Origin of the sequence: Nocardia rosealba (assembly GCF_020216065.1) — a bacterium.
Classification (GTDB): domain Bacteria; phylum Actinomycetota; class Actinomycetes; order Mycobacteriales; family Mycobacteriaceae; genus Nocardia; species Nocardia rosealba.
Genome location: NZ_JAIWNA010000001.1, coordinates 1,207,979 through 1,234,297, shown reverse-complemented (window position 1 = coordinate 1,234,297; position 26,319 = coordinate 1,207,979). Strand labels below are relative to the sequence as shown.

Here is a 26,319-nt window from a genome sequence, read left to right as displayed (position 1 = left end):
GATGACCAGGCACCGGTTTCGGCTCGCGTTCGAGAACAGGGGTGACGATGTTGCGCAGCTTCACACTCGCCGCGCTCGCGCTGTTGGTCCTCACGAGTTGCGGCGACGACGCACCGGACCGCGCCGACACCCCGCCACCGCCGCCCGCCATCCCGGCACCGCCACCGGAGTTCTGGTCGGCACCCGCCGACACCGAGGCCCAGCGCGCCACCGTCGCACAGGCGACCAGGCAGATCGACGTGTGCGCCCTGCTCCCCCGCGACACCCTCGCCGCGTTGGCGCAGGTACAGAGCGTGACCGTCGGCCTCGACTCGTGCCGGGCGATCCTCGGCACCGACACTCCGGGCGAAGGCACCACGCTGACCTGGCATGCGACGCTGCTGCCGCCGCTCACACCGGGACGAGGCGTGAGCAAACAGCTCGGCGATGTGGCGGTGCGCCTGGTCCCCGACCGCGATAACGCCATGCCGCGTTCGTGCGGGGCAACCGCCCGCTTCCCGGCCGGCGCCGCCTTCTATCTCGGCCTCACCACCCCGCCGGGACAGGATCCGTGCGCCGTCGCCGACGGTTTGCTGCCGGATATGGTGCGGCGCTGGCGCGAGGCACCACCGCAGGGCACCTCGCCCGACACCGTGTCGACCGTGCTGCTCGGCGCCGACCCCTGCGCGGTGCGCGCCCGGCTGGCCGGAACGGTCGAGATCGGTCAGCAGCGGCTCACCCAGTGCCAGTTCCGCTATCGCGACGAAAACATCACCGTCAGTTACGAATACCGGGTTCCCGCCTATCTCGCCGCACGCAGCACCGAGGAGAAGATCGGCGACCGGACCGTGCACCGATCCGTATCGGTCTACGACAGCAGCATTCCCATGTACACCGCCGCCGTGGGACCCGAATTACCTTCCGAGAGCACGGCTTTCGGCACGCGACTGCCGGTCGTCGAGGTCACGGCCGCCTCCGACGACGTGGCCCGCGACGTGATGGGTCACATCCTTGCCCTCTTCCCTCCGCACTGAAACTCAGATGCCGAGAACGAGTTTCGCGGTGGTGAAGTAGATGATCAGCCCGGTGGCGTCGACGAGTGTGGTCACCATCGGCGCCGACACGACGGCCGGGTCGATGCGGAACTTCTTGGCCAGCAACGGCATCGTGCCGCCGATGGTCGCGGCCCAGCCGCAGATGAGTACCAGCGTGACGGCCACGACGATGGCGATCTTGGGACCGACGAACACGGTGCCGATCAGCAGGCCCGCCGCGGCCAGCATGCTTCCGAGGACCAGGCCGACCCGGCATTCGCGCCAGATCACCTTGAACAGATCCGACACCCGCACCTCGCCGACGGCCAGGGCACGCACACACGCCGTGGCCGCCTGCGCGCCTGCGTTGCCGCCCGCCCCGATGAGCAGCGGAATGAACAGCGCCAGGCTGGCCGCCTGCTCGAGGGTGGTGGCGAAGATATCGGTGACGCTCACCGTGAGCGTGGCCGCGAACAGCAGCAGCATCAGCCACAGTGCCCGGTAGCGCGCCAGCTGGAACACCTTGGCGGCCATGTAGTGGCCCTCCCACGGCGCCGAACCGGCCTGCTTGGCCACGTCCTCGCTGTCGGCGGCCTCGAGCACCTCCATCGCGTCGTCGATGGTGAGCAGCCCGACCACCCGGTCCTCGCTGTCGACGACGACCAGGTTGATGTCGTTGGTCGAGCTCATCAACCGCGCCGCCTTCTCGGCGGAATCGGTGGCCCGCACGAACGGTGGCTCGGTGACCACCAGTTCCGACACCATCGCCTCCGGGGCGTGCAGCACCAGCTCGCGCAGTTCGACGATGCCGGTGAGCCTGCGCCCCCGGTCGACCACGGGCAGGGTGTACACGGTTTCGGCGTTGGCACCCTTGGCACGCACCCACGCCAGCGCCTGGGCGACGGTCAGATTGCCCGGGAGCGCAACGACTTCCGGCGTCATGTAGTGCCCGACCGACCCCTCCGGGTAGCCGAGCAGGGCGGCGGTCATCCGGCGCTCGCGCGGGCTCAGCCCTTCGAGCACCTTCTTGGCGACCTTGGCGGGCGCCTCGTGCAGCATGCGGGCGCGGTCGTCGGGGTCCATCGCCTCGACCAGATCGCGAAAGCTCTTCTCGCGCAGTCCCTGCAGGATCTGCTGCTGGTCGACCGGCTCGAGTTCCTCGAAAACGGTGATGGCGCGGTCCTTGTCGAGCAGCCGGAACACCACCCCGGCCTGCACGGCGTCCATGCGGGCCAGCGCGTCGGCGATCACGTGCGGCGGACGGTTGTCGAGCCAGTCCATCGCGCTGTTCACGCGGTGGGTCTCGACGATGTCACGCACCGACTCGGACAGGATCGCCAAGGCCTCGGTCACCGAATAGTCCTCGGCCACAACAGGATTCGGTTCGTGCGCGACGGCTTCGACAGGTACGTGACGTGCTTCGACGAGATCGATCTGCGACATGGGACAGTCCTCTGGCGCGACAACGCGCATGCCTACGACAGAGGTAGGTACATGCGCCGAGATGGTTTCGGGAGACGGCGAGGATTACCGCGGGCGTCCGCCACCACGACCATCACGCACCACCGCCGAGAGAGCCGGCCGGTTTCAGTGCGAGAGCGAAGGGGCGACGCCGCGCGGCCTTCGACTAGGGGGTTCGCTGCGCATTGCAACACCACCTCCTCGTCGTCACCGCGGGCCCTGTGCCCACACTTCTCCCCGAAGGATACATGCGAGGACTGGTCGTTTCATCTTTACGCTGTCGTACCACTGGTCACAGTGGCCTCTGTCACACCACGGGCAGGCAATCCCGCGATGACGGTGTCGACCGCCTGTTCGGCGAACTGCCAGACCTTCGCGCCATCGACGTGGCGCAGCGGTCCACGCAGGGCCAGTTCAGCGAAGCCGTGCACCGTCGACCAGCAGCTCCACGTGGCGGCCTCGCGGGCCGACGGGGCGAGGTCGCCGATGTGGACCATCATGTCGAGTGCCTCGGCGAGGGCCAGATAGGCGGGCGAGTCGGCGATCACGGCGGGCGAGGTGTCTCCCGCGCCGAAGAACGCGACGGCGAACCAGCCCGGCTCGGCGAGCGCGAACGCGATGTAGCCGAGCCCGACGGCGCGCAGGCTTTCCCGTGGCCCGGCGGGTACGCGGTCGGTCGCCATGCGCGCCGCCATGTCGGCCTGGATAGCCGACGACACCGCGTCGAGCAGCGCCTTGCGGTCGGGAAAGTGCCGGTAGGCGGCGTTGGGCGTGACCCCGACGCGACGGGTGACTTCCCGGATGGTCAAGGCCTCGGGCCCGCCGGACCTGGTGAGTTCCAAGCCGGCCGCGAGCAGCGCGGCCGCGAGATCGCCGTGGTGATACGCCAACCCTTGTACACCCTTTCCGCGAAGTATATGGTGTGAACATATCAAATGTGCACGCCGTACACATCGGAGGCCGAACCCATGACCGCACTCCCGAACGTCGTCGACCACGACACCTGGCAAGCCGAGCTCGACGCCCTTCGCGTCCGCGAGAAGGCCGCCACCCGCGAACTCGACGCCATCGCCGCCCAGCGGCGCAGGCTGCCCGCCGTCCGCCTGCCCGACTACACACTGAAGTCCGAAGACGGCAGCGATGTTTCGCTCGCCGAGGTGTTCGACGGGCGCACCCAGCTCATCACCTACCACCACATGTGGACGCCGGGAAACACCTGGCAGTGCCCCGGCTGTACCGGGCTCACCTCCCAGTACGCGCGGCTCGATTTCCTCGACGCCTACGACGCGCGGTTCGTCATCGTGACCCAAGGCCCGATCGACGAGGTACTCGCCTACAAGCGCCGCGTCGGCAACACCATGACCTGGTACTCCACCGCCGACAGCCCCTTCGGCGCCGATATGGGCGCGGCCCCGGGGGCGGGCTTCGCGGTGAACACCTTCCTGCGCGACGGCGACACCGTCTACCGCAGCTGGCACACCGACGGTCGCGGCACCGAACAGCTCGCCTACACCTTCGGTCTGATCGACGCCCTCCCCTACGGGCGCCAGGAGGAGTGGCAGGACAGCCCCGAAGGCTGGCCGCAGTCACCCACCTACAGCCGCTGGCCCAGCTCCAAGGACATCGCCGCGTCCTACGGCGACCCGAACGCCTGAGAGGGCTGATCGCAGGCGAAAACCGCCGGTCGGGGATTCGGCGCGGCGCGCGCACAATAGTTGCCGGAGTGGGCGGCAATGGGAACAGTGGAGACCGAAAGCCGCGGTGCGTGGCGCGGCGACATCGGTTGTCAACACACTGAGGAGAAACCTGTGCGCTTCGGCATCTTCGTCCCCCAGGGCTGGCGGCTCGACCTGGTCGACATCGAACCGGCCGACCAGTGGACGGTGATGCGCGAACTGGCCGAGCGGTTCGACAGCGGCGGCGTGTGGGAGTCGATCTGGGTGTACGACCACTTCCACACCACCCCGGTGCCCACCGACGAGGCGACCCACGAGGCGTGGTCGCTGATGTCGGCCTTCGCCGCCTCGACCAGCCGGGTGCGGCTGGGGCAGATGTGTACGGCCATGAGCTACCGCAACCCCGCCTATCTGGCCAAGGTCGCGGCCACGGTCGATCTGATCTCGGGTGGCCGGGTGGAGATGGGTATCGGCGCCGGCTGGTACGAACACGAATGGCGCGCTTACGGTTACGGCTTCCCGCCCGCCGGTGAACGCCTGGGCAGGCTCGACGAGGGCGTGCAGATCTTCCGTCAGGCATGGCGGACCGGGCGCGCCACCCTCGACGGCAGGTACTACCAGGTCGACGGCGCCATCGTGCACCCACGCCCGTTGCAGGAGAACGGGATTCCCATCTGGGTCGCCGGTGGTGGGGAGAAGAAGACGCTGCGCATCGCCGCGAAATACGCGAACTACACCAACTTCAGCGCCGTCCCCGACGAGTTCATCCGCAAGTCCGAAATCCTGCGCGAACACTGCGCCGAGGTGGGCACCGACTTCGCCGCCATCACCCGCAGCTCCAACTTCAACGCCGTGGTGGGAACCACGGAAACCGAAGTGCAGGAACGGCTCTCGCTCATCATCGACCGCTACACACCCTTCCTCGGCGCCGACGCGGCCAAGACCTACGTCACCGACAACTTCGCGAGCAGCGCCGCCACCGGCACGCCCGAGCAGATCGCCGAACGGCTGGGCGCGGTCAAGGATCTCGGCCTCGGCTACGCCATCCTCAACTTCCCCGAGGCCGCCTACGACACCTCCGGTATCGAACTGTTCGAGCGCGAGGTGATTCCCGCGCTAGGCGGGTAGGGCGGGGACGATCGCCTCGCCCATCCGGGTCAGTGTCGCGCAGGCATCCGGCGCGGGCTGGCCCGGGTTGGTCACCACGATCATGCGAACCACCCCCTGTTCGGCGCCGAAGACGACATCGCACACCGTGGTCAGCGAGGCCGAGTCGACCAGTTTGCGTCCCGCACGTCCGGCGACCGTGATGTCGTAGAAGTTGCCCGGACCGGCCTCGGCCTCGAACTCCTCGAGCGAACGCTCCGCCGAGTACACCCGCAACGAAGCGGTCGCACCGTCCCACGCGCACGTCTGCCACCCCACCTCCGCCGACCCGGCGGGGACTCGCGACGCCGGGTCGACCCCCGCCTGGGTCAGCGCCTGCTCCCCCACCCCCGCGCACGGCTCGAACAGCGCCTTCGCCGCCGGGTCGTCCCCGGAACATCCGGCGACCGTGCCCGCCACCACGATCCCCAGGCCAATCGTCGACAACCGGCGCATCCCAGGTCCCTTCCACTGCCCGACAAAACGCGCCCAAGCTACCAAGCAATTGTCCTGATCCGACCCCGCGTCGCCCGATACTGTCGCGGTCACCACTGCCGACCGTCCGGGTTGTGGCAGACCCGTACGGTCCACCGTCGTTCGGATCCTCTCGGCACCGCGCGGCTTCTGCTGAATCTTCCTTCCGCGGCGGGCTTTCCGACTCCGAACATCCGCTGGGTGGCGACGTAGGATCGCTGCCGGGCCTGCCCCTCGGCAGGTCGGGAAGGGGAATCCGACGATGAGTGCCACTGTGCCCGTCGAACTACTGGCGGCGAGCTCGACTACATTGGGCGCCGCCTACGCGGCCGCGCTCCAACTCCTCGACGCGCGACGCTCACGCGTTCGCGTCCAGCAGCTCAGTAAGACGATCACCGAGGACGCCGGCGCGGAACCGAAGGCCGACTGGCTCGAGGCCGCCGCCCGCGAGCGCTCGGCCCTCGACATCGAGCATCATCACAGCGCGCTCCAGCAGCAGCGTCTGGCGACCATCGCCTCGCTGGTGTGCGGCGTGATCGCGATCGGCGTGGTGATGTACGGCCTGATCGGCGACGACCCGGGCGACCCCCAGGGGCTCGCCACCGTGGCCGCGGGCCTGCTGCCCGGTGCGGCCAGCGCCCTGCTGTTCTGGCAGTCCCGCGGAGCGAGCACCCGCGCCGACAAGTTCGCCGAGCGCATCGCCACCACCGCCGCCCGCGCCGAAGCACTCCGTCACGCGGGCTCCATCCTCGACACCCGCGCCCGCGACCGCTTCGCCACCGCCGTGCTGCTCAGCACCGCGTTCCCGGAGCTCACCGGGCGCGAGATTTGGCGGATGGCTGAGAGCAAACCCCCTGCGCACGAGAGTGATTCGCTGCCGAACGCCGAAGTCCAGGTGGACTAAGGGGCTCGACCTGGTCCGGCGGCGGTATTGGCATGATCAACGGTTCCCGTTAAGCGCCCCCACCTACGTTGCCGATATGAGCGACTCGGTGGAGATGCGGAAAGAGACCAAGCTTCTCAGCGCCAGATACGAGCGGGACAGCGACGGTCGGCTGGTATTCGTCCCGGCAGTGCCCGCCAAACCGGACCGCGACGCGGAATGGCCGCTGCTGGCGAAGGATTCGACCAACAGCACCACCCGAATGTGGTTCGCGTTCCCCTTGGACATGTCGCTGCACCTCGCGATCGGCGCCGCCACATGGTTCGCCGTCCCCGGCTCGATATCGCTGCTCTACGGCGTACTCGCCTGGCTCACCGCATCGTTCCTGCACCGCACCGTCATCCAACGCCTCACCCGAGCGACGCTCGGCAAGGCCGTCTTCGGCCTCCGCATGCGCTACACCGACGGCACCTACCCCACCCTCGGACGACTGATCAAGGAGTGGTTCCGTGGCCTCGGCGCCGCACTCGAGATGCTCGCCTTACTCGGCTAGCGCCCGGCAAACAACCGCGACCGCCCTGGCATTCACCCTCCTCACGGCCGGATGCCGAACACCACCGCCGACCCCGACAGCATCACCCACACCGAACCCGCTGCCTTGCGAAGCGGCACCGAGCACAATCGACGACCCAGGTATCGAGTTCAGCGCGGCGCTCACCTCGACCACGCAACGAATTACCGTCGAATACCGAGTCACCAACCACAGCACGTTCCCGGTGTATCTGCCGGTGTTCATGCCCGACGTCAAGGGCAATCCGACTCGCGCGAGTTATAACACGATCCCGCGCAGCGACGGCACCGTCGAGATCAGCAAACGCTCTATCGGCTTCGATGATTGCCCCATGCTGCTCTACCAAGCTCCGCCCTCGCCCCTGTTCCTCCCGCTCGGCCCCGAGAGCACCTTCGCCGAAACATTCACCGTCGCTATGCCGCTTCGTACCCGCCACCCCTTCCCCGTCGAACCCGGCGACATCGCACCGATGCCCGACCATCCGGAAACCGTTATGTTCTGTCTGGGCATCATGCGCTCGCTCGAGCCCAGAGCAATCACCGCAACCATGGAGGGTGAAACCGTCTACGCCGCATCGGCTGTCACTGACGAAAGCTTCGAATGCACTGACCCTCAGCCTCTCTAGGTGCGCACCGTTTATCGCTTCTCCGGGAGGGGGTCGGTGAAAGACCAGCCCTCGGCGAGGAGTTGGTCGACGGCGGCTACGGCGGTGGTGAGGCGTTGACGATGGGAGCCCGTCAGGATGGTGAATCGTCGGGCGGTTCGGGTGAGTTCGGTGTGGAATCGTTCGGTCATCCAAGGGCGTAGGTGCTCGCCGTCGCGGAGGCCGTCGTCTTCGAAGGGGACGTCGGTGTGGTCGGTGAGCAGCCAGAGGTGCTGGTGTGGGGGTGCGTGCAGGGGTGGGGTGGGTGTAGCCGAGGTAGCGCTCGTGCCAGATTTCGGTGGCGAAAGCGTCGGTGTCGCAGATGAGTACGGGGCCTGACTCGCGGGCGGCGAGGTCTTCGCGTTCCTGCTGGCGGGCGGCGATCAGGGGGAACTCGTCGGAGGTGAATTCCACCTGGGACCAGTGGGCGGAGGGGCCGAGGGTGGCGAGTTTCCGCTCGCTGTATTCGCGGCCGTATTCGGGAACCCAAGGGGCGCCGTAATGTTCGGCGAGGGCCTTGGCCATGGTTGTCGTGCCTGTGGACTCGGCGCCGAGGACGACCACGCGTCTGGTGAGCGCGGCGCGCACCGGTGGTGCGAGAAACTCCCAGTGCGCCATCGGATCCCGCCGGATCGCTGTCGCCGAGATCGGGTAACGGCGGCGCTGCGGGTCGACACTGATCGGCTGGGCAGCGAAGCGGCGGGCCAGCTCGTCGCCGTAGGTCTCCGAAGTGAACACCGCGTCGACCGGTTCGGGGACGGCGGCACGGAACACCGCCATGTGCGCATCCCAAACCTGCGGATCGGTGAGGTCCATGGGTATGTCGTCGACGGCACCCACCACGGAAATGCCAGGCTGCGAGTGTATTTCACGCATCCATGCCACTCGGTCGGCGAGCGGGACCGACTCCACCGAGGCGGCACAGACCAGCACCGTCAGCCGGTCACAGCGCGCGGCGGCGGTGCGCACCAGATGATGGTGGCCCGCATGCGGCGGATAGAACTTGCCCAACACCAGACCGTGCGTGAACCTGCGCGCGGATTCTTGTTGGCCGACGGCGGCATTCATGGTGCTCATACCGCGACAACCGCCGGTTCCGCCCGCACATCCCGCCGCCAGGCAATCAGCCCGCGCACACACAGCGCAAGGAACCCGCAGTACAGGATCGCGGTGAGATAGAGGTCCTTGTAGACATAGAGGGGGATGTAGACGACATCGGCCGCGATCCACAACCACCACGACTCGAGGCGTTTACGGCACTGCCCGTAAGTGGCCATCAGCGACAGCGCGGTGGTGAGCGCGTCCCAGAACGGCACCGTCGATTCGGTTGCGGTATCGAGCAATACGGTGATCGCCGCGGTTCCGAGCACACCGCACGCCCCGAGCACGAGCCATTCGGTGCGGGTGGTCCGGCGAACGGGCAGCCGCTCACTCCGAGGCGCCCCGGTGGCCCAGGTCCACCACCCGTAGACGGCCAGCGCGATGAACACCACCTGCAACCCGGCATCGGCGAACAACCCGGCCTGCGTGAACAGCAGGATGAAGAACACATTGTTGGCGATGCCGATCGGCCAGTTCGCGATGTGCTGGCGAGCCACCAGCCAGACACACAGCGCACCGCTACCGAATCCGAGCACCTCGGTCCAGCTCACCGGCGTGCCGAGCAGCGTGAACAGCGGTTCCTGCAAGGCAGCTATCAGATCGAACACGGTCATCCCCCGCATCAGTATTAGTCATCACGACAATAACCTGATCGAGGGTGCGGCACAAGGGATCATCGCCAAGGTCGTCACACGGTTGTCGTTAAGCGGAGTCGAGCAATCTGTGGCGCATGACCAACGCAGCACCGCCCCGGCACGCGACGAGGAACGGCAGCTACGAGCGCGACGGACAATCGACCTACGTCCCGGAGACGACGACCGCGCAGAACGAATTCCCGCTCACCGGACGCACATCCACCGGTTCCGAGACCGGCGTGATCCCCGCGTTCCTCATCGACATGGCCCTGCACGCCGCGATCGGCCTCACCACCTGGCACGTCGCCCAAGGCCCGACCGCCGTCCTGTACGGCCTGCTCGCCTGGCTCGGAGCCTCGTTCACGCACCGCACGATCGTCCAGCACCTGGCAGGCACCACCATCGGCAAATGCTCGTTCGGCCTCAGCCTGCGCCACGCCGACGGCACCCGCCCCTCACTCGGGCAGCTGATCACCCAGTGGGTCCGTGGCGGCTGGGCCTGCTTCGACTTCTTCGACTGAGTGCCGGATCACGACGAACGACCTCGGCGCGGATCACCCGCACCGAGGTCGTTCGGCAAGCTCACAACATGCAGCTGACGCAGTTCTCCACTTCGGTCCCCTCGAGGGCCATCTGCCGCAGGCGGATGTAGTAGAGGGTCTTGATTCCCTTGCGCCAGGCGTAGATCTGGGCCTTGTTCAGGTCGCGGGTGGTTGCGGTGTCCTTGAAGAACAGCGTCAGCGACAGGCCCTGGTCCACGTGCTGGGTGGCCGCGGCGTAGGTGTCGATGATCTTCTCGTAGCCGATCTCGTACGCGTCCTGGTAGTACTCCAGGTTGTCGTTGGTGAGATACGGGGCCGGGTAGTAGACGCGGCCGATCTTGCCTTCCTTGCGGATCTCGATCTTCGACGCCACCGGGTGGATCGAGCTGGTGGAGTGGTTGATGTAGGAGATCGAGCCGGTCGGCGGCACCGCCTGCAGGTTCTGGTTGTAGATGCCGAATTCCTGCACCGAGGCCTTCAGCTCACGCCAGTCGTCCTGGGTGGGGATGCGCACGCCCGCGTCGGCGAACAGCTGTGCGACCTTGTCGGTCTTGGGCTCCCACACCTGGTCGGTGTACTTGTCGAAGTATTCACCGCTGGCGTACTTCGACTCGGCGAAGCCACCGAACGCGGTACCGCGCTCCTTGGCGATCAGGTTCGAGGCCCGGATCGCGTGGTAGACCACGGTGTAGAAGTACATGTTGGTGAAGTCGATGCCCTCTTCGGACCCGTAGTGCACCCGCTCGCGCGCCAGGTACCCGTGCAGGTTCATCTGGCCCAGGCCGATGGCGTGCGACTCGTTGTTGCCCTGCTCGATCGAGGGCACCGAGTAGATGTGGGTCTGATCCGACACCGCGGTGAGCGCACGGATCGAGGTCTCGATGGTCTGCCCGAAATCGGGTGAGTCCATCGCCTTGGCGATGTTGAGCGAACCGAGGTTGCAGGAGATGTCCTTGCCGACCTTGGAGTACGAGAGGTCGTCGTTGAACTCCGAGGGGGTGGAGACCTGCAAGATCTCCGAGCACAGGTTCGAGTGGGTGATCTTGCCCTTGATCGGGTTGGCCCGGTTCACCGTGTCCTCGAACATGATGTACGGGTAGCCCGACTCGAACTGCAGCTCGGCGATGGTCTGGAAGAACTCGCGCGCCTTGATCTTCGACTTGCGGATGCGCTTGTCGTCGACCATCTCGTAGTACTTCTCGGTGACGTCGATATCGGCGAACGGCTTGCCGTAGATGCGCTCGACGTCGTACGGCGAGAACAGGTACATGTCCTCGTTCTTCTTCGCCAGCTCGAAGGTGATGTCGGGGATCACCACGCCGAGCGAGAGGGTCTTGATGCGGATCTTCTCGTCGGCGTTCTCGCGCTTGGTGTCGAGGAAGCGGTAGATGTCGGGGTGGTGCGCGTGCAGGTACACCGCGCCCGCACCCTGTCGCGCGCCCAGCTGGTTGGCGTAGGAGAACGAGTCCTCGAGCAGCTTCATGATCGGGATGACACCCGAGCTCTGGTTCTCGATCTTCTTGATCGGCGCGCCGTGCTCACGAATGTTGCTCAGCAGCAAGGCGACACCGCCACCGCGCTTGGACAGCTGCAGCGCGGAGTTGATGGAGCGCCCGATGGACTCCATGTTGTCCTCGATGCGCAGCAGGAAGCAGGACACGGGCTCGCCGCGCTGCTTCTTGCCGGAGTTGAGGAAGGTGGGGGTGGCCGGCTGGAAACGGCCGTCGATGATCTCGTCGACCAGCTTGCTCGCCAGCGTCTCGTCACCGGCGGCCAGGGTCAGCGCGACCATGCAGACACGGTCCTCGAACCGCTCGAGGTAGCGCTTACCGTCGAAGGTCTTGAGGGTGTAGGAGGTGTAGTACTTGAACGCGCCGAGGAAGGTGGGGAACCGGAACTTCTTGGCGTAGGCCTGCTGGAACAGCTGCTTGACGAACCCGCGGCTGTACTGGTCGAGCACCTCGGGCTCGTAGTAGTTCTCCTTGACCAGATAGTCCAGCTTCTCGTCCAGGTTGTGGAAGAAGACGGTGTTCTGGTTGACGTGCTGCAAGAAGTACTGGTGCGCGGCCTCGCGGTCCTTGTCGAACTGGATCTCGCCGTCGGGGCCGTACAGGTTCAGCATGGCGTTGAGGGCGTGGTAGTCCATCACCTCGCCCGCGGCGTCGGGTCGCACCGCCGACCGCTCTAGACGGGCTGACTTGCCTGCCGGTGCTGTGGTTGCTGTTGCCAAAACAATCCCAATCCCTCTCGGACGCGCGCGACGTCCTCAGCGGTTCCCATAAGTTCGAAGCGATACAGGTACGGCACCCCGCATTTGCGCGAGATGACATCGCCTGCAGCACAGTAGGTTTCGCCGAAGTTCGTGTTACCGGCCGCGATCACACCGCGCAGCAGGGCACGGTTGTGCGGGTCGTTGAGGAACTTGGCGACCTGCCGCGGTACGAGGTCCTTGTCGGACCGTTGCTCACCCATGACGTGCCGACCACCACCGTAGGTGGGGGTGATCAGCACGTAGGGTTCGTCGACGCGCAGCGATTCAGCGGTGTGCAGTGGTAGCCGAGTGGCCGGGAGACCCAGCTTCTCGACGAAACGGTGGGTGTTCTCCGAAGCGCTGGAGAAGTAGACCAGCCCGCCCGGAGTCGTCCGTTCGGGCATCGCGGCTCCTTCCGAGCGAAGTCCTAGGCGGCCGCGACGGCGAGCGACTTGATGCGGTCGGGACGGAAGCCCGACCAGTGATCCTCACCCGCGACGACGACGGGCGCCTGCAGGTAACCGAGCGCCATGACGTAGTCGCGCGCCTCGGCGTTCTCCGAGATGTCGATGACGTCGTACTCCACCCCGACCTTGTCGAGCGCCTTGTAGGTGGCATTGCACTGAACGCAAGCGGGCTTGGTGTACACGGTGACGGTCATTAGAGTCCCTCTCTCCTATGCCTGATCCACAGCCTGTGATCCGTATGCAGTGCACGAACGGTGATGCTGCGCAAACTCCTGGATCTGGCGAAGAAAGCCCTGCTCGTAACCCCTTCCCTTGGGCCCGATCAGTAGTGGCTTCACACCGTGTTCCAGTACCGAAGACACTACACCTAGTGGCCGACAGATGGGAACAACACAAGGGGTTGCGAGTCGCACAGATGTAATTTCCACCGGGTAAGTCCCAGGACGCACCGGCGGCGAGCAGCCGAAACAGTGGCTCAGATCACGATTTCGCCTACCGGCGAGTCTTCAGCAAACCGGCTCGACAACGAAAGAGCGCCGCATCGACCGTGTCGATGCGGCGCCCGTCGGGAGCGTTGTCAGCTTACGCGTTCACGAGCGTGCCGTTCGCGGCGGCGACCAGTTCGTGCACGGCCGCGCCGAGCTGGGTCAGCGCCTCGGCGTCCTCGCTCGGGTGTACCTGCGCGAACCGCTCACCGATGGTCCCGAACCGCACGGTGGCCGACTCCACGACCACACCGCCTGCGACGCCGACGGACTTCACCGCGTCGCCGTGCGCCCACTCGGCGGCGCGCGCGCTGATCGAGGCACTCACCACGGCGACCGGCTTGCCCTTGATCGAACCGGCACCATAGGGACGCGAGGCCCAGTCGATGGCGTTCTTCAGCACGGCAGGCAGGGTGCCGTTGTACTCGGGCGTCACCAGCAGGACGGCGTCGGCGGCGGCTACGGCGTCGCGCAGCGCCTGCGCGGCGGCGGGCACGGAACCGGGGACGTCGAGGTCCTCGTTGTAGAACGGGATCTCGGCGAGACCCTCGTAGATGGCGATGCCGACGCCCTCGGGCGCGGTCTGCGCGGCGGCCTCGGCGAGGCGGCGGTTGATCGACCCGGCGCGCAGGCTGCCGACCAGAGTAAGGATGCGGGTCTCGCTCATGACGACTCCTGGTGTACTCAGTGGAAAGATCCAAGTTTCATCCGACAATAACCGGACCACGGTCCGAATACTTCCCCGGAGGGGCGTGTGAGCAGCGTGAGCTACAGCACACCGAGGTCGGACGAGCCCGATGTGCTGCGGATCGGGCAACCGTCGTCCCTCAATGCCGAACCGGCCGAGCGCGCCGACGCGGCCCGTAACCGAGCCCTGCTGCTCGACGCGGCCCAGCAGCTGGTGCGCGAGCACGGCGTCGCGGGACTCACCATGGACGCGCTCGCCAAGCGCGCGGGCGTGGGCAAGGGCACGGTGTTCCGCCGCTTCGGCAATCGTTCCGGGCTGATGCTGGCCCTGCTCGACCACTCCGAGCAGAAGTTCCAGACGGCGTTCATGTTCGGACCGGGCCCGCTCGGGCCCGAGGCCGAGCCGATCGACCGGTTGATCGCCTTCGGCCGAACCCGGCTGCTCGATATCGAACTCGAGGGCGACCTGCACCGCGCCGCCGAGGAGAAGGGCCGCTTCGGCGACGGCCCCTACGCGCTGCACCGCGCCCACATCGTGCTGCTACTGCGCGCGGCCGGGGTGCGTGGCGAGCTCGCTCTGATCGCCGACGGCCTGCTCGCCACGCTCTCGGCGGCGCTGGTCCTGCATCAGATGGAGGTGCTCGGCTACACCCGCGCACAGATCGGCGACAACTGGGAATGGCTCGTTCGCCGGGTTGTTTCGCCTGTCGCCCAAGTAGAGTGAGACGGCATGGGGACACTGCGTGAACAGATCATTGCCGAATTGGGTGTACAACCCGAGATCGAACCGAAGCAGGAGGTCCGCAGGCGCGTCGACTTCCTCAAGGAGTACCTGAGCACCACTCCCGCCAAGGGTTTCGTGCTGGGTATCAGCGGCGGGCAGGACAGCACCCTCGCCGGTCGGCTGTGCCAGCTGGCCGCGGAGGAACTGCGTGCCGAGGACAAGGACGCCACCTTCCTCGCGGTGCGGCTGCCCTACGGCGTGCAGGCCGACGAGCACGACGCGCAGGTCGCCCTGAACTTCATCGACCCCGACCGCTGCGTCGTCGTGAACGTGCGCCCCGGTGTCGACGCGGTGTCGGCCGAGGTGGCCGGGTCCATCGACCACGAGCGGCTACGCGACTTCGTGCGCGGCAATATCAAGGCACGCGAGCGGATGGTCGCCCAGTACGCGCTGGCCGGGCAGGAGAACCTGCTGGTGGTCGGCACCGACCACGCCGCCGAGGCGGTCACCGGTTTCTTCACCAAGTACGGCGACGGCGGTGTCGACCTGACCCCCCTCACCGGCCTCACCAAGCGTCAGGGTGCCGCGCTGCTGCAGGAACTCGGGGCGCCGCCGAGTACCTGGTCGAAGGTGCCGACCGCCGACCTCGAGGACGACCGCCCCGCCTTGCCCGACGAGGACGCGCTCGGTGTGCGCTACAGCGAGATCGACGACTACCTCGAGGGCAAGGAGGTGAGCGAGCAGGTCGCCGAGCGGGTCGAATCGCTGTTCACCGCCACCCGCCACAAGCGCACCGTGCCGGTGACTCCCCTCGACACCTGGTGGCGCTAGGCCGATATCGAGATCGTCTTCGACCAGAACGCCGTCTCGTTGGAGACGGCGGCCGATCGACTGGCGACGAGGGCGCACTGCGACGGGCGCGTTCGGCGCCGGCAGGGGCTGTCCCCCTTGGCGGTTCGCGACGGGCTCGTCGCGAGCTGACCCGCGCGCGGGCTCGAGACGCGCGGCTGTCGCGTTCGGCCCGGATCATGGCGTATCGGGTCCGTGGGCGGGTCGGCGAACTCATCGAGGTGAGCGGCGGCAGCCCACGACTTCCGGAGAAACTTTCGCGAATCGGGAATCAACTCGAATCTCCTAACCTTTCAACTACTGATTGACGGTTAGAAAGCCGGCTGTCGCTGCAGGCGTATGAGTCTTTTCCCGTGAAAGGGTTTTCCGTGATCGAGATTCCTGTGATCGCACATCGATTCGTCGAGGTCGACGGCGTGCGCGTCTTCTACCGTGAGACCGGTCCGCGCGACGCGCCGACACTGGTACTGCTGCACGGTTTCCCCTCTGCCTCGCACCAGTTCCGCCGGTTGATGGATGCCCTCGGCGGGCGGTACCACCTCATCGCCCCGGACTACCCCGGCTTCGGGCACACCTCGGCTCCAGAGGATTTCGCCTATTCGTTCGACCGCCTGGCGGACATCACCGAAGGCTTCCTCGAAGCTCTCGGCCTGCACCGATTCATCATGTACGTCTTCGATTTCGGCGGACCGGTGGGTTTCCGGATCGCCGAGCGTCATCCGGACTGGATCGCCGGACTGATCGTGCAGAACGCCAACGCCTACACCGAGGGCCTGTCCGACGGCGCCCGCGATTTCATCGCGCTGACCCCGGAAACCCCCGGATCACGCGACGTGATCGGCGACCTGCTGACCTTGGACGGCACCCGCGGTCAGTACGAAACCGGTGTCTCCGACCAGCATGTGCTCGACCCCGACGCATGGACCCTGGACCAGCACTTCCTCGACGCGCCCGGACGGAAGCAGGCGCAACTGACGCTGGCCTTCGACTACCACAGCAATCTCGAACGCTACGCCGCCTGGCAGCTCTGGCTGCGGACGCACACACCACCCACCCTGATCCTCTGGGGCCGGCACGACCCGTTCTTCCCCGAGCCCGGCGCCCACGCCTACCTCGCAGACGTGCCGCAGGCCGAACTGCACCTGTTCGACACCGGCCATTTCGCCCTGGAGACCCACCTGCCGGAAATCGCCCCACGCATCGCGGATTTCGCCGAGCGAGTCCGGGACACCGGCCGGACCGATCGCTGAGACCGGTCGTGCGTCGCCGCGACCTTGCAGACGGTCGGTGCTACTGCGCTGGACCGGGTTCAGCCGCCGGCGAAAGGTGGGAGAACGTCTACCCGGTCGCGGAGCATGGCCGCGGGGTCGCGGGTGAGTTCGTCGCCGATCAGGAAGGCGCAGACCCGGACCAGGGTGTCCACCTCGGCACCGTAGGTGGTGGCGAGGGTGGTGCGTAGGTCGGCGACGGTGGCGCCGTCGGGGAGGTCGAGTGTTTCGGTGTTCTTGCCGACCGCGTCGGCGATGGCGGCGAAATAGCGGACCTCAACCACCGATGGCTCCCATCGTGCGTTCCGGGGGGACGAAACCTGCGGCGTCGATGCCGTGACCTGCCCACTTCTGCCACATCGCGCCGCGCCACAGCTCGGCGACCTCGGCGTCGTCGGCGCCGGCCCGCAGGGCGGTGCGCACGTCGAACTCCTGGTCGCTGAACAGGCACGAGCGCAGCATGCCGTCGGCGGTGAGCCGGGTGCGGTCGCAGGCGTCGCAGAACTTGCGGGTCACCGTCGCGATGATGCCGACGGTCGCGGGCCCGCCGTCGACCAACCATTTCTCCGCGGGCGCCGAGGGGTCGGCGCGGCCGGCGGGCGTGAGGGTGAAGCGGGTGCCGAGCACGTCGAGCAGGTCGGCGGCGGTCACCATCTGTTCGCGCGCCCACTCGTGGTCGGCGTCGAGCGGCATTTCCTCGATGAAGCGCAGTTCACATTCCTCGGCGAGGCACCAGGCGAGCAGGTCGGCGGCACCGGCGAGGTTGTCGCGCATGAGCACGGCGTTCACCTTCACCGGTGCCAGGCCGGCGTCGCGGGCGGCCCGGATGCCGTTGAGGACCGATTCGAGGCGGTCGCGGCGGGTCAGGCGGGCGAAGTCGAGCCGGTCGACGGTGTCGAGGGAGACGTTCACCCTGGTCAGGCCGGCCTCGGCGAGGGCACGCACCCGATGTTCGAGGCCGACACCGTTGGTGGTCATCGCCAGCGGAGTGTCGGGAACGGCGGCGTGGCAGCCCGCGATGATCTGCTCGAGTTCACGACGCATCAGCGGTTCGCCGCCCGTGAAGCGCACCTCGCGCACCCCGAGTTCCTTCACAGCGAGAGAAACAAGCCGGACGATCTCGTCGGCGGTGAGTAGTTCCTCGCGCGGGATCGGCGGCAGACCTTCCTCGGGCATGCAGTAAGTGCACCGCAGCGAACACTTCTCGGTGATGGAAACACGCAGGTCACGGGCGACGCGGCCGAATCGGTCGACCAGCAGCGGCGTCTCGGGCCTGCCGTCGAGAGACGGCCGCTCCGAGCGCACAGCGGGGATCCCCATCTCGACCAGCGTCATTCCTCCAGTATGACCCGTCGGGGCCGTCACATCGGGTCCGGTGCGGCGATTCGTTGCTCACCGCGGGCGCGGGGAAAGAGTGAGCAACACGATCGAACCGGGTACCGCGACGACGATTAGGCTGGGCACATGACTCACCGGCCCGCCACCGCGTCGGCGCGCAGCGTGGACGAGTACCGCGACACCGTTGCCGCGCTGCTGGCCCACCTCGCCGACCGCACCCCCGAACAGGTGCCGGTCCCCGACGCGCTCGGGCGCGTGCTCGCCGCCGATGTGCACTCCCCGATCGATCTGCCGGTCTTCCGCAATTCCGCGATGGACGGGTACGCGGTGCGGGCCGCCGATGTCGCCGTCACGCCGGTGACGCTGCCGGTCGCGGGTGTGGTGGCCGCCGGTAGGCCCGGCACCGAGGCGCTGCCCGAGGGCGCGGCGATGAAGGTGATGACGGGCGCGCCGCTGCCGCCGGGCGCGGACTGCGTCGTCCCGGTGGAAGACGTGCAGGCGGGCGCCGACCGCATCGTTGTCGAACGTGGCCGGGCGCATGGGGAATTCGTGCGCGAAGCCGGCACCGATGTGCGAGTGGGTGAGCTGGTCACCCGGGCGGGCACGGTGCTCGCGCCGCGTCATATCGCCGCGCTGGCCGCCGTCGGGCTGCCGAGTGTGCCGGTGCTGTCGCGATTGCGTGCGGTGTGCCTGACCACCGGTGACGAGCTGCGCCCGGCCGGTTCGGTGCTGGCCCCCGGCCAGATCTACAACTCGAACGGGATCGGACTGGCCGCCGCCCTGCGCGCCGACGGCGTCGACGTGCTCGAGATCGCCCACAGCACCGACGACGCGACCGTCTTCGCCCAGGTGCTGCGGTCGGCGGTCGCGAAGGCAGACGTGGTGTTCACCTCCGGTGGGGTCTCCAAGGGCGACTTCGAGGTGGTCAAAGAGGTGCTGGCACCGCTGGGCGGGACGTTCGGTTCCGTCGCGGTGCAGCCGGGTGGGCCGCAGGGGTACACGGTGGTCGACGGTGTGCCCGTGCTGAGCTTCCCGGGCAATCCGGTGAGCACGATGGTTTCCTACACGGTCTTCGCGCGGCCGGTGATCCGGGCGCTCGCCGGGCTGCCCGCGCCCGCGAGCCGGCAGCTCCCCCTGCTCACCCCGGTCCGCTCCCCCGCGGGCAAGCGCCAGTTCCTGCGCGGCCTGACCAGCGACGACGGCGTGGAGGTCGTGTCCGGACCCGGCTCGCATCTCATCGCGGGTATGGCCTGGGCCGATGCGCTGGTCGACATTCCCGCCGAGGTCACCACGCTCGCCGCCGGTGCCACTGTGCGAATCTTGATGCTATGAGCGAGTTGTCGCACGTCGACCGTGAAGGTCGCGCCCGCATGGTCGATGTGAGTGCCAAGCCCGACACCACCCGGATCGCCGTCGCCGCGGGCGAATTGCAGACCACGGCCGAAGTCGTGCGCCTGGTCCGTGCCGACGGCATGCCCAAGGCCGACGTGCTGTCTACCGCGCGGCTCGCCGGAATCGCCGGTGCCAAAAAGACTTCCGAGCTGATCCCGCTGTGTCATCAGCTGGCGCTGTCGTCGGTGAAGGTGGAGTTCGGGTTCACCGAGACGACCATCACCATCGAGGCGAGCGCCAAGACCACCGGGCCGACCGGGGTCGAGATGGAGGCGCTCACCGCCGTCGCCGTGGCGGGGCTCACCTTGCACGACATGGTGAAGGCGGTCGATCCGGCGGCGGTGCTGAACGGGGTGCGGCTGGTCACCAAAGAGGGCGGCAAGCACGGACATTGGGTGCGACCGGAGGCGCGGCCGGCGTCGACCGAGGCCGCGGAGGCTCCGGCCGTCGCCGGATCGGGCGGCACTGTGGGCATCTCGCAGGCAGCTGGCTCCGTCGCCCCTGCCGCTGATGCTGCGGTCGGCGTCTCGGAATCGCCGCATGCTGCCGAATCACGTTCGGCCGTCGCTGATTCTCGGCACGCCATGAACAGCGCCCCAGCCGGGTCTCGTAGTGCCGCTGTCGTGGTCGCGTCCACCGGCGCGGCGGCTGGGACACGCGTCGACACCACCGGTCCGGTGCTCACCGAATGGCTTGCCGCACAAGGGTTTTCCGTGCGTGGTCCGCTCGTTTACGCGGACGCCGACATCGCGGCAGGCTTGGCCGACGCACTGACCGGGGCGCCGTCGCTGGTCATCACGACCGGCGGCACCGGCGCCTCGCCGACCGACGCCACCCCCGAAGCGACACGGGCCGTGCTCGATCGGGAGCTGCCCGGGGTGGCCGACGCCATCCGGCAGCGTGGGACGGCGAAATTCCCGCTCGCGGCGCTGAGCCGCGGGGTCGCGGGCCTGGTCGGGAGCACCGTTGTGGTGAACCTGCCCGGTTCGCCCGGCGGGGTGAAGGACGGCATCGCCGTGCTGGAGCCGCTGCTGGATCATCTGCTCGCGCAAGTAGCCGGAGGCGGCAATCATGAATGACAAGGGCACGGTCGCGCTGGCCGCGATCAGTGACCGCGATCTCGATCCCGCCGCCGTCGAAAAGGCCGTGGACGGACCGGAATTCGGCGCCGTGGTGGTGTTCACCGGCAAGGTCCGCAATCACGATGGTGGCCAGTCGGTTTCGTCGCTCGAGTACTCCGCGCACCCGCAGGCCGAGCGATTCCTCCACGCGGTGTGCGCCGAAGTCGCAACGGCCAGTGGACTTCCCGTCGCCGCCGCCCATCGAGTCGGTGCGCTCGACATCGGTGGCCTGGCGATCGTGGTCGCCGTCGCCGCACCGCATCGGGCCGAGGCGTTCACCGTCTGCCATGAGCTCGTCGACCGGATCAAGCACGAAGTGCCCATCTGGAAGCGGCAGCTGTTCGCCGACGGGCTCTCGGAATGGGTCAACGCCTGCGGTTAGACCATGCTCGGGGTGTAGCGCCAGATGCCGAGCATCGCCTGGTCGTCCAGGGGTGAGTCGCCGTCGAAGACGGTGGCGCGCAAGCGTTCCAGGGCCGCGTCCGCGTCGAGGCCGGCGCCGATGAGGACCAGGCTCGACACCCGCTGTTCGCCGCGTGCCCAGGTGCCGGGGGTGAACGTCACGTGGCGGCCGACCAGATGCATCTCGAACTTGCGCCGCTCCCCCTCGACCGCGAAGGCCACACACCCTTTGGCGCGGAACAGCCCTCGCGGCGGGTTTTCCAGGAAGTCCACCAGGGCACGAGGATTCAGCGGTCGCTCGCTGGTGAACGACACCGACACATAGTCGTCGTGGAAGTGGCGGTGGTCGGGATCGTCGTGGTCGTGGTCGTCGAGCAGGGCGCCGAAACTCAACTGCTGCGCCACTTTCGGCTCTTCGCGGGTGCGCTCGTCGAACAGCAGACCCGGGTCGACCCGCCCGTGCGTGGTCGCGTAGACGGGGACCTGGCCGACCCACTCGGTGATTTGTTCCCGCAGGGCGGTGAGAGCGTCGGGCGTGACGCGGTCGGCCTTGTTCACCAGCACCAGGTCGGCCAGTTTCAGGTGCGAGATCAACTCCGGGTGACGGGTGCTCGTTGCACCGAATTGTTCGGCATCGACCACCTCGACCAGTCCGCCGTATCCGATGCGCGGATTCGGATTCGCCACGACCATCCGGATCAGATTGCGCGGTTCGGCCAGCCCGCTGGCCTCGACCACGATCACGTCCACCGCGCTGCGCGGCTGCGCCAGCTGCGCGAACAGATCGTCGAGCTCGGACACGTCCACCGCGCAGCACACACACCCGTTGCCCAGCGACACCATGGCATCGACCTGCCCCGCGACCAGCATCGCGTCGATGTTCACCGCCCCGAAGTCGTTGACCACCACCCCGATCCGGGTCCCCCGGTTGTTGCGCAACAGATAGTTCAGCAGAGTCGTCTTCCCCGACCCCAGAAACCCAGCAACGATCACCACAGGAATCACGGCTCCCATGGTGCCATCCCACCGCTGCCGTCCACTCCCACCGCCCCTCCACCTTCGCCGAACCCCGCCCTGGTCCTGGACGCGCGATCACCACGCCCCGGTGGCGGCATCGACCGCCATCAGAGCGTGGTGATCTTGAAACGAAGGGTTCGGTGGACTACTTCGTCGGGCCGAAGACGACGCCGGCGAGGGTGTAGGCCAGGTTGATGAGCTGATTGGTGATGACGCTGTTGTCCATGCCGAGGGACTGGGCCATGGGCATCAGCATGTTCATCACCGTGAGGACCGGGCCGCCGAGGGAACTGCTCAGCGACGTGATGTCGGGAACCGATTCCTCCTGGTACGGCTGTGCCTTCGGGGCGGCACCGCCGCGTTCCCTCGGCGTGGGGGCCGGCGCGGCGGGCGGGCGGGCGTTGGCACCGGGTGCGGTGCGGGCCGGGGCGTACGGCAGCGGCGCCGGGTCGGCGATCGGGGCCCGGGCCGGTGCGCGCGCCGGGGCGGGCGCTGCCGGGGTGGTGGAATCGCTGGACGGTTCCTCGACGGGCGCCGGATCCTGGCCGGATTCGTCACCGGCCGCACCGTTCTCCGGCGACCCCTGCGCGGGTGCGCCTGCCGGGCCCGATTCGGGCGCGGATCCCTGCTCGCCGGCCCCGGATTCCGGGCCGGCACCGTTTCCGGTCGCGTCCGATTCAGGTGCCGACCCCTCGCCGACACCTCCGGACTCGGGCCCCGACGCCGCACCGGGTGCGGACCCCTCACCAACTCCACCGGACTCGGGTTCCGACGCCGCGCCGGGCGCGGACCCTTCACTGGTTCCACCGGATTCGGGCGCTGACCCCTGGCCGACTCCACCGGACTCGGGCGCCGACCCTTGCCCGGTCCCGTCGGACTCCGGCACCGATCCCTGACCCGACTCCCCTGTGGCACCGGGCGCGGACTTGCTGGTAGACGGCGCACCACGACGCGGTGAGGTCGTATCGGACTGACCCGGCTTCTCGCTCGTCGAGTCCGTCGCCGCACCCGGTTCGGGCTCCTGCCCGGGCGTGGGAACCGGGGTCGCCACCGGCGCCCGACCCGGAATCGGCTTGGGTGCCAACGCCAGGGCAGGCGCGGGCCCGATCGGCTTGTTCAGCAGATAGCCGACCAATCCGGTCGTGATGGCCACCGCGTGCTGCAGCCGTCCCTCGCGCGATTCGAGCAGCGCCGCGTCCTCGGCATTGGCGCCGTTGCCCATTTCCACGAAAACGAGCGGTACCCGGGTCAAGGCGGGCCCGGCCACGTCGGCGCGGGTCTGCAGCCCGTTGTTCGCACCGCCATAGGTCGCGGGCGGGATCCCGGCTGCGACATAGGCGTCGCGCACCGCGCTCGACGCGGCGAGCCCGGCTCGTGATTGGGCCTGCTCGACGGCCGGATCGGGCACGGGGAGCTGCGGCAGGATGAGGTGGAAGCCGCGCTGGTCGGCGGGTGCGCTGTCGGCGTGGATGCTCACCGCCACCTCGGCGCCGGATTCGTTCGCGGCGCGGGCGCGTTCGTCCACGCAGCCGCCCCACCCGGCGTCGTCGGCGCGGCTGAGCACCACCTCGGCGCCGAGCGCCTGCAGCGAGGTCTTCACCAGCTGGGCCACTTCCCAGTTGATGGTGTGTTCGGGGACGCCGCCCAGTGATGTCATGCCGGTGGTCTGGCAGTCCTTGGTTCCGCCTCGGCCGTTGTCGACCTGACGGGCGAGATCTTCCGCATGGGCCGGACCCTGATGACCCGGGTCGAGGAAGATCGTCTTCCCGGCGAGCTGATCGCCCTGCGCTGGTTCAGGGTCGGCGTGGGCGGTCACGGGCAGCAGCCCGGACAGCGACACCACGACCGCGGCGGAGACTGTGGAGCAGAGACCGGCCTTGATGATGTCTGGTTTCATGTTCGGTCGGCGCTCCGGAACGGAGCACCCCTCCCTTCCCATTGGTAACACCAAACCCAGTAGTTAACTCTTGCCACGTGTACAACGACAGGGCAAGCGCCGTTACCGAACTGCAATAGGCCGATAATCGCTGGTCAGGTGCCCAGATGGGCGATTTTTCAAGTGCGTCAGGCAACCTCCGGCAACTGCCGCAACGAGCGGAGCGCGTAGTGCACGCGGGTCTTCACCGTGCCGACGGGAACCCCGAAATCCTCGGCCACTTCCCGATATCCGCGATCACGCAGAATCACTTCGACCACGGCCGCACGCTGAGGTTCGGGCAACCGGGCGAGCAGCTCGTCGACGAGCAAGCCGTCGACGAGCCCGTCGGCGAAATCCGGCCTGCCGCAGGGCACCAGCTCGGCGAGGTCGTCGAAACCCACATCGATCGGGCGCACGGCCCGAGCCCGCACGATGTCGACGACCACATTGCGTTCGATCGCCAGCAGCCACGTGCGCACGCTGCCCTTGCGCGCGTCGAAGTCGGCGCACGCGCGCCACGCGCGCAACAAGGTCTCCTGGACGGCATGCTCGGCCAGCCCGCGATCACCGAGGCTGCGCATGGCCCGCCAGTGCAGCAGGCCGCGATCGGCGGCCAGCACGTCGGCCAGCCCGTCCCTGGTACACAGTCGCGCGCAGTGCGCGTTACAGAAGTTGTCCGCCATACCGGGTTATCGCGGCCGGACCGCCCGATGACAACGCCTTAAGCGACTCTTCAGGATCCTGCTGGTGCCGTGCTGGAAAGTAGTTCCTGCGAGCCCGGCCGGGCCTGCTCCAGGAGGGGGGAGCAGGGCTGCCGGGCTCGCTCCGTTCCCGGGTCACGAAGGAATTGCATACATAGCGATTCGTGCATATGATTGCGCCGTTCGGTTCACAGGAGAGGGGAAAATCGCATGGGCGCAGGACACGGGCACGACCACGGGGTGTCGGCCGACAGTGACAAACGCTGGCTGGCAGGCGCGCTGGCCCTGATCGTCACGTTCCTGATCGGCGAGGTCATCGTCGGTATCGTCGCCGATTCGCTGGCACTGCTGTCCGACGCCGCGCATATGACCACCGACGCCGCGTCCATCGCGCTGGCGCTGTGGGCGATCCGGTTGGCCGCGCGCCCGCCGAAAGGACGGATGACCTTCGGCTGGAAGCGGGTGGAGATCCTGTCCGCCCAGGCCAACGGGCTCACCCTGCTCCTGCTCGCACTGTGGCTCGGTTACGAGGCGATCCGCAGACTGTTCGCGCCGCCGGAAGTGCACGGCGTCCTCGTGCTCGTCACCGCGCTGGTCGGTGTGGCCGTGAATGTGCTCGCCACCTGGATGATCAGTCGCGCCGATCGGACGAGCCTCAATATCGAGGGCGCCTACCAGCACATCCTCAACGACCTGTTCGCGTTCATCGCCACCGCCGTCGCGGGTGTGGTCATCATCCTGACGGGCTGGGCACGCGCCGACATCGTCGCCACCCTGATCGTGGTTGCGTTGATGATCAAGGCGGGTGTCGGGCTGATCCGCGCGTCGAGCCGCATCTTCCTCGAGGCCGCCCCCGACTACCTCGACCCCGCGCAGATCGACGCCGATATCCGCGCCCGCGACGGCGTGGTCGGCGTGCACGATCTGCACATCTGGGAGATCACCTCCGGCTCCCCCGCCCTGTCGGCGCACATCCTGGTGCAGCCGGGCCGCGATTGCCACGCGGTGCGCGAAGACGTGGCGCACATGCTCGACCACGACCATCACATCAGCCACGTCACCCTGCAGGTCGACCACGCCACCCCGGAGGTGCTCGCGATCGGCAACCGGCAGAGCAGCGCCTGCGGCGACACCCACACGGCCGAAGCGCCGCACACGCACTGACCCCGAACGCGAGAATGCCCCACACCGGAAGGTGCGGGGCATTCTCGTGGGCCGACGTTCCCGTCGACCCGGCCGTCACCGGCCGAAAGCGCTGACGAATCAGCCGCCGAAGGAGCCGGTCCACAGGGTGTCGACCAGACCGTGCAGAGCAGCACCCAGGGTGTCGAAAAGACCGTTCAGGGCGGCGCTACCGGTGTCGATGATAACGGGGATCATAAATACTCCTCTGTTTCTCATGCTCCAGCCGAGGCTGGCTTACGAATGGCATATCGACCCCCGAACGCCGCGAGTTACGCAAATTACGGATTAGTGACAGCCGTTACAGTAACCCAGTTTCACCTATCACCACCTGCGGTTATAAGTGCGACAGCGTGTTACTTAAAATTGTAT

Annotated in this window: 28 protein-coding genes and 1 pseudogene; 14 read left to right on the top strand and 15 right to left on the bottom strand. The window is 67.6% G+C overall.

Annotated features, from left to right (window positions below; genetic code table 11):
• The first annotated feature begins 47 nt into the window (after positions 1 to 47).
• Positions 48 to 1,013 (top strand): peptidase, encoded by a 966-nt coding sequence (locus LDL21_RS05650; RefSeq protein WP_225279048.1) that lies wholly within the window; start codon positions 48 to 50, stop codon positions 1,011 to 1,013.
• A 3-nt stretch (positions 1,014 to 1,016) separates the two neighbouring features.
• Here the strand turns inward: LDL21_RS05650 and mgtE are convergent, their stop codons facing one another.
• Positions 1,017 to 2,456 (bottom strand): magnesium transporter, encoded by a 1,440-nt coding sequence (mgtE, locus tag LDL21_RS05645; protein WP_225279047.1) that lies wholly within the window; start codon positions 2,454 to 2,456, stop codon positions 1,017 to 1,019.
• Between the two features lie 290 nt (positions 2,457 to 2,746).
• Positions 2,747 to 3,364 (bottom strand): TetR/AcrR family transcriptional regulator, encoded by a 618-nt coding sequence (locus tag LDL21_RS05640; RefSeq protein WP_225279046.1) that lies wholly within the window; start codon positions 3,362 to 3,364, stop codon positions 2,747 to 2,749.
• Positions 3,365 to 3,442: 78 nt separating this feature from the next.
• Here LDL21_RS05640 and LDL21_RS05635 point away from each other — a divergent pair, with 78 nt between their 5' ends.
• Complete coding sequence (locus LDL21_RS05635; protein WP_225279045.1) at positions 3,443 to 4,129, top strand: DUF899 domain-containing protein; 687 nt, start codon at positions 3,443 to 3,445, stop codon at positions 4,127 to 4,129.
• A 153-nt stretch (positions 4,130 to 4,282) separates the two neighbouring features.
• Positions 4,283 to 5,278: an LLM class F420-dependent oxidoreductase gene (locus LDL21_RS05630; RefSeq protein ID WP_225279044.1), complete on the top strand. Its 996-nt coding sequence runs from the start codon at positions 4,283 to 4,285 to the stop codon at positions 5,276 to 5,278.
• On the opposite strand, the gene LDL21_RS05625 is transcribed toward LDL21_RS05630, so the two are convergent.
• Positions 5,267 to 5,743, bottom strand: coding sequence for a DUF3558 family protein (locus tag LDL21_RS05625; RefSeq protein WP_225279043.1), 477 nt, complete (start codon positions 5,741 to 5,743; stop codon positions 5,267 to 5,269). The genes LDL21_RS05630 and LDL21_RS05625 overlap by 12 nt on opposite strands.
• A gap of 289 nt (positions 5,744 to 6,032) precedes the next feature.
• On the opposite strand from LDL21_RS05625, the gene LDL21_RS05620 reads away from it, so the two are divergent.
• From LDL21_RS05620 to LDL21_RS05610, 3 genes are all read left to right on the top strand, one after another.
• Positions 6,033 to 6,674, top strand: coding sequence for a hypothetical protein (locus tag LDL21_RS05620; protein WP_225279042.1), 642 nt, complete (start codon positions 6,033 to 6,035; stop codon positions 6,672 to 6,674).
• A gap of 76 nt (positions 6,675 to 6,750) precedes the next feature.
• Entirely contained in the window at positions 6,751 to 7,206 is a 456-nt protein-coding gene (locus LDL21_RS05615; RefSeq protein ID WP_225279041.1) for an RDD family protein, read from the top strand.
• A 223-nt stretch (positions 7,207 to 7,429) separates the two neighbouring features.
• Positions 7,430 to 7,849: a hypothetical protein gene (locus LDL21_RS05610; RefSeq protein WP_225279261.1), complete on the top strand. Its 420-nt coding sequence runs from the start codon at positions 7,430 to 7,432 to the stop codon at positions 7,847 to 7,849.
• 11 nt (positions 7,850 to 7,860) lie between these two features.
• Here LDL21_RS05610 and LDL21_RS05605 read toward each other — a convergent pair whose 3' ends face one another.
• The 3 genes and pseudogenes from LDL21_RS05605 to pnuC all read right to left on the bottom strand — a co-directional run bounded on the left by LDL21_RS05605 (position 7,861) and on the right by pnuC (position 9,582).
• Positions 7,861 to 8,019 carry a hypothetical protein gene (locus tag LDL21_RS05605; protein ID WP_225279260.1) on the bottom strand — a complete coding sequence of 53 codons (159 nt, stop codon included), beginning with the start codon at positions 8,017 to 8,019 and terminating at the stop codon, positions 7,861 to 7,863.
• A 169-nt stretch (positions 8,020 to 8,188) separates the two neighbouring features.
• Positions 8,189 to 8,935 (bottom strand): annotated as a pseudogene (locus LDL21_RS05600) (AAA family ATPase); the annotation flags it as partial.
• Between the two features lie 5 nt (positions 8,936 to 8,940).
• Positions 8,941 to 9,582 carry a nicotinamide riboside transporter PnuC gene (gene pnuC / locus LDL21_RS05595; protein WP_225279040.1) on the bottom strand — a complete coding sequence of 214 codons (642 nt, stop codon included), beginning with the start codon at positions 9,580 to 9,582 and terminating at the stop codon, positions 8,941 to 8,943.
• A 116-nt stretch (positions 9,583 to 9,698) separates the two neighbouring features.
• Between pnuC and LDL21_RS05590 the strand changes: the two genes are divergently transcribed.
• Entirely contained in the window at positions 9,699 to 10,124 is a 426-nt protein-coding gene (locus LDL21_RS05590) for an RDD family protein (protein WP_225279039.1), read from the top strand.
• A gap of 61 nt (positions 10,125 to 10,185) precedes the next feature.
• Here the strand turns inward: LDL21_RS05590 and nrdE are convergent, their stop codons facing one another.
• The 4 genes from nrdE to LDL21_RS05570 form a co-directional block, all read right to left on the bottom strand.
• A complete protein-coding gene (gene nrdE / locus LDL21_RS05585) occupies positions 10,186 to 12,291 on the bottom strand; it encodes a class 1b ribonucleoside-diphosphate reductase subunit alpha (RefSeq protein WP_133733911.1) in 2,106 nt (701 codons plus the stop codon).
• Positions 12,292 to 12,329: 38 nt separating this feature from the next.
• Complete coding sequence (nrdI, locus tag LDL21_RS05580; protein WP_225279038.1) at positions 12,330 to 12,800, bottom strand: class Ib ribonucleoside-diphosphate reductase assembly flavoprotein NrdI; 471 nt, start codon at positions 12,798 to 12,800, stop codon at positions 12,330 to 12,332.
• Between the two features lie 23 nt (positions 12,801 to 12,823).
• Positions 12,824 to 13,057: a glutaredoxin-like protein NrdH gene (nrdH, locus tag LDL21_RS05575; RefSeq protein WP_067493089.1), complete on the bottom strand. Its 234-nt coding sequence runs from the start codon at positions 13,055 to 13,057 to the stop codon at positions 12,824 to 12,826.
• Positions 13,058 to 13,445: 388 nt separating this feature from the next.
• Entirely contained in the window at positions 13,446 to 14,015 is a 570-nt protein-coding gene (locus LDL21_RS05570; protein WP_225279037.1) for an NAD(P)H-dependent oxidoreductase, read from the bottom strand.
• Positions 14,016 to 14,147: 132 nt separating this feature from the next.
• On the opposite strand from LDL21_RS05570, the gene LDL21_RS05565 reads away from it, so the two are divergent.
• The 3 genes from LDL21_RS05565 (at position 14,148) to LDL21_RS05555 (ending at position 16,858) form a co-directional block, all read left to right on the top strand.
• The gene (locus LDL21_RS05565) at positions 14,148 to 14,759 is read left to right on the top strand and encodes a TetR/AcrR family transcriptional regulator (protein WP_372462151.1); all 612 of its coding nucleotides are present in this window, start codon (positions 14,148 to 14,150) and stop codon (positions 14,757 to 14,759) included.
• Between the two features lie 6 nt (positions 14,760 to 14,765).
• Positions 14,766 to 15,590 carry an NAD(+) synthase gene (nadE, locus tag LDL21_RS05560; protein WP_225279036.1) on the top strand — a complete coding sequence of 275 codons (825 nt, stop codon included), beginning with the start codon at positions 14,766 to 14,768 and terminating at the stop codon, positions 15,588 to 15,590.
• A 386-nt stretch (positions 15,591 to 15,976) separates the two neighbouring features.
• The gene (locus tag LDL21_RS05555; protein ID WP_225279035.1) at positions 15,977 to 16,858 is read left to right on the top strand and encodes an alpha/beta fold hydrolase; all 882 of its coding nucleotides are present in this window, start codon (positions 15,977 to 15,979) and stop codon (positions 16,856 to 16,858) included.
• Positions 16,859 to 16,917: 59 nt separating this feature from the next.
• Here the strand turns inward: LDL21_RS05555 and LDL21_RS05550 are convergent, their stop codons facing one another.
• Positions 16,918 to 17,160, bottom strand: a complete 243-nt coding sequence (locus tag LDL21_RS05550; RefSeq protein WP_067493080.1) for a MoaD/ThiS family protein — start codon at positions 17,158 to 17,160, stop codon at positions 16,918 to 16,920.
• Positions 17,153 to 18,211, bottom strand: a complete 1,059-nt coding sequence (gene moaA, locus LDL21_RS05545; protein WP_225279034.1) for a GTP 3',8-cyclase MoaA — start codon at positions 18,209 to 18,211, stop codon at positions 17,153 to 17,155. Before moaA ends, LDL21_RS05550 begins: the two co-directional genes overlap by 8 nt.
• Before the next feature lie 129 nt (positions 18,212 to 18,340).
• Here moaA and LDL21_RS05540 point away from each other — a divergent pair, with 129 nt between their 5' ends.
• Genes LDL21_RS05540 through LDL21_RS05530 form a run of 3 tightly spaced genes read left to right on the top strand, consistent with a single transcriptional unit; the run spans position 18,341 to position 21,109 of the window.
• The gene (locus tag LDL21_RS05540; RefSeq protein WP_225279033.1) at positions 18,341 to 19,546 is read left to right on the top strand and encodes a molybdopterin molybdotransferase MoeA; all 1,206 of its coding nucleotides are present in this window, start codon (positions 18,341 to 18,343) and stop codon (positions 19,544 to 19,546) included.
• Complete coding sequence (moaCB, locus tag LDL21_RS05535; RefSeq protein WP_225279032.1) at positions 19,543 to 20,685, top strand: bifunctional molybdenum cofactor biosynthesis protein MoaC/MoaB; 1,143 nt, start codon at positions 19,543 to 19,545, stop codon at positions 20,683 to 20,685. Before LDL21_RS05540 ends, moaCB begins: the two co-directional genes overlap by 4 nt.
• A complete protein-coding gene (locus LDL21_RS05530) occupies positions 20,678 to 21,109 on the top strand; it encodes a molybdenum cofactor biosynthesis protein MoaE (protein ID WP_225279031.1) in 432 nt (143 codons plus the stop codon). The genes moaCB and LDL21_RS05530 overlap by 8 nt, the downstream gene beginning before the upstream one ends.
• Here the strand turns inward: LDL21_RS05530 and LDL21_RS05525 are convergent.
• The 3 genes from LDL21_RS05525 to LDL21_RS05515 all read right to left on the bottom strand — a co-directional run bounded on the left by LDL21_RS05525 (position 21,106) and on the right by LDL21_RS05515 (position 24,747).
• Positions 21,106 to 22,143, bottom strand: a complete 1,038-nt coding sequence (locus LDL21_RS05525; protein ID WP_225279030.1) for a CobW family GTP-binding protein — start codon at positions 22,141 to 22,143, stop codon at positions 21,106 to 21,108. The genes LDL21_RS05530 and LDL21_RS05525 overlap by 4 nt on opposite strands.
• A 148-nt stretch (positions 22,144 to 22,291) precedes the next feature.
• Positions 22,292 to 24,043 (bottom strand): N-acetylmuramoyl-L-alanine amidase, encoded by a 1,752-nt coding sequence (locus LDL21_RS29985; RefSeq protein ID WP_308017114.1) that lies wholly within the window; start codon positions 24,041 to 24,043, stop codon positions 22,292 to 22,294.
• A 167-nt stretch (positions 24,044 to 24,210) separates the two neighbouring features.
• Positions 24,211 to 24,747 carry a sigma-70 family RNA polymerase sigma factor gene (locus tag LDL21_RS05515; RefSeq protein ID WP_255674284.1) on the bottom strand — a complete coding sequence of 179 codons (537 nt, stop codon included), beginning with the start codon at positions 24,745 to 24,747 and terminating at the stop codon, positions 24,211 to 24,213.
• A 228-nt stretch (positions 24,748 to 24,975) separates the two neighbouring features.
• Here LDL21_RS05515 and LDL21_RS05510 point away from each other — a divergent pair, with 228 nt between their 5' ends.
• On the top strand, positions 24,976 to 25,929 hold the full coding sequence (locus LDL21_RS05510; protein WP_225279029.1) for a cation diffusion facilitator family transporter: 954 nt from the start codon (positions 24,976 to 24,978) through the stop codon (positions 25,927 to 25,929).
• Positions 25,930 to 26,319 lie beyond the last annotated feature (390 nt).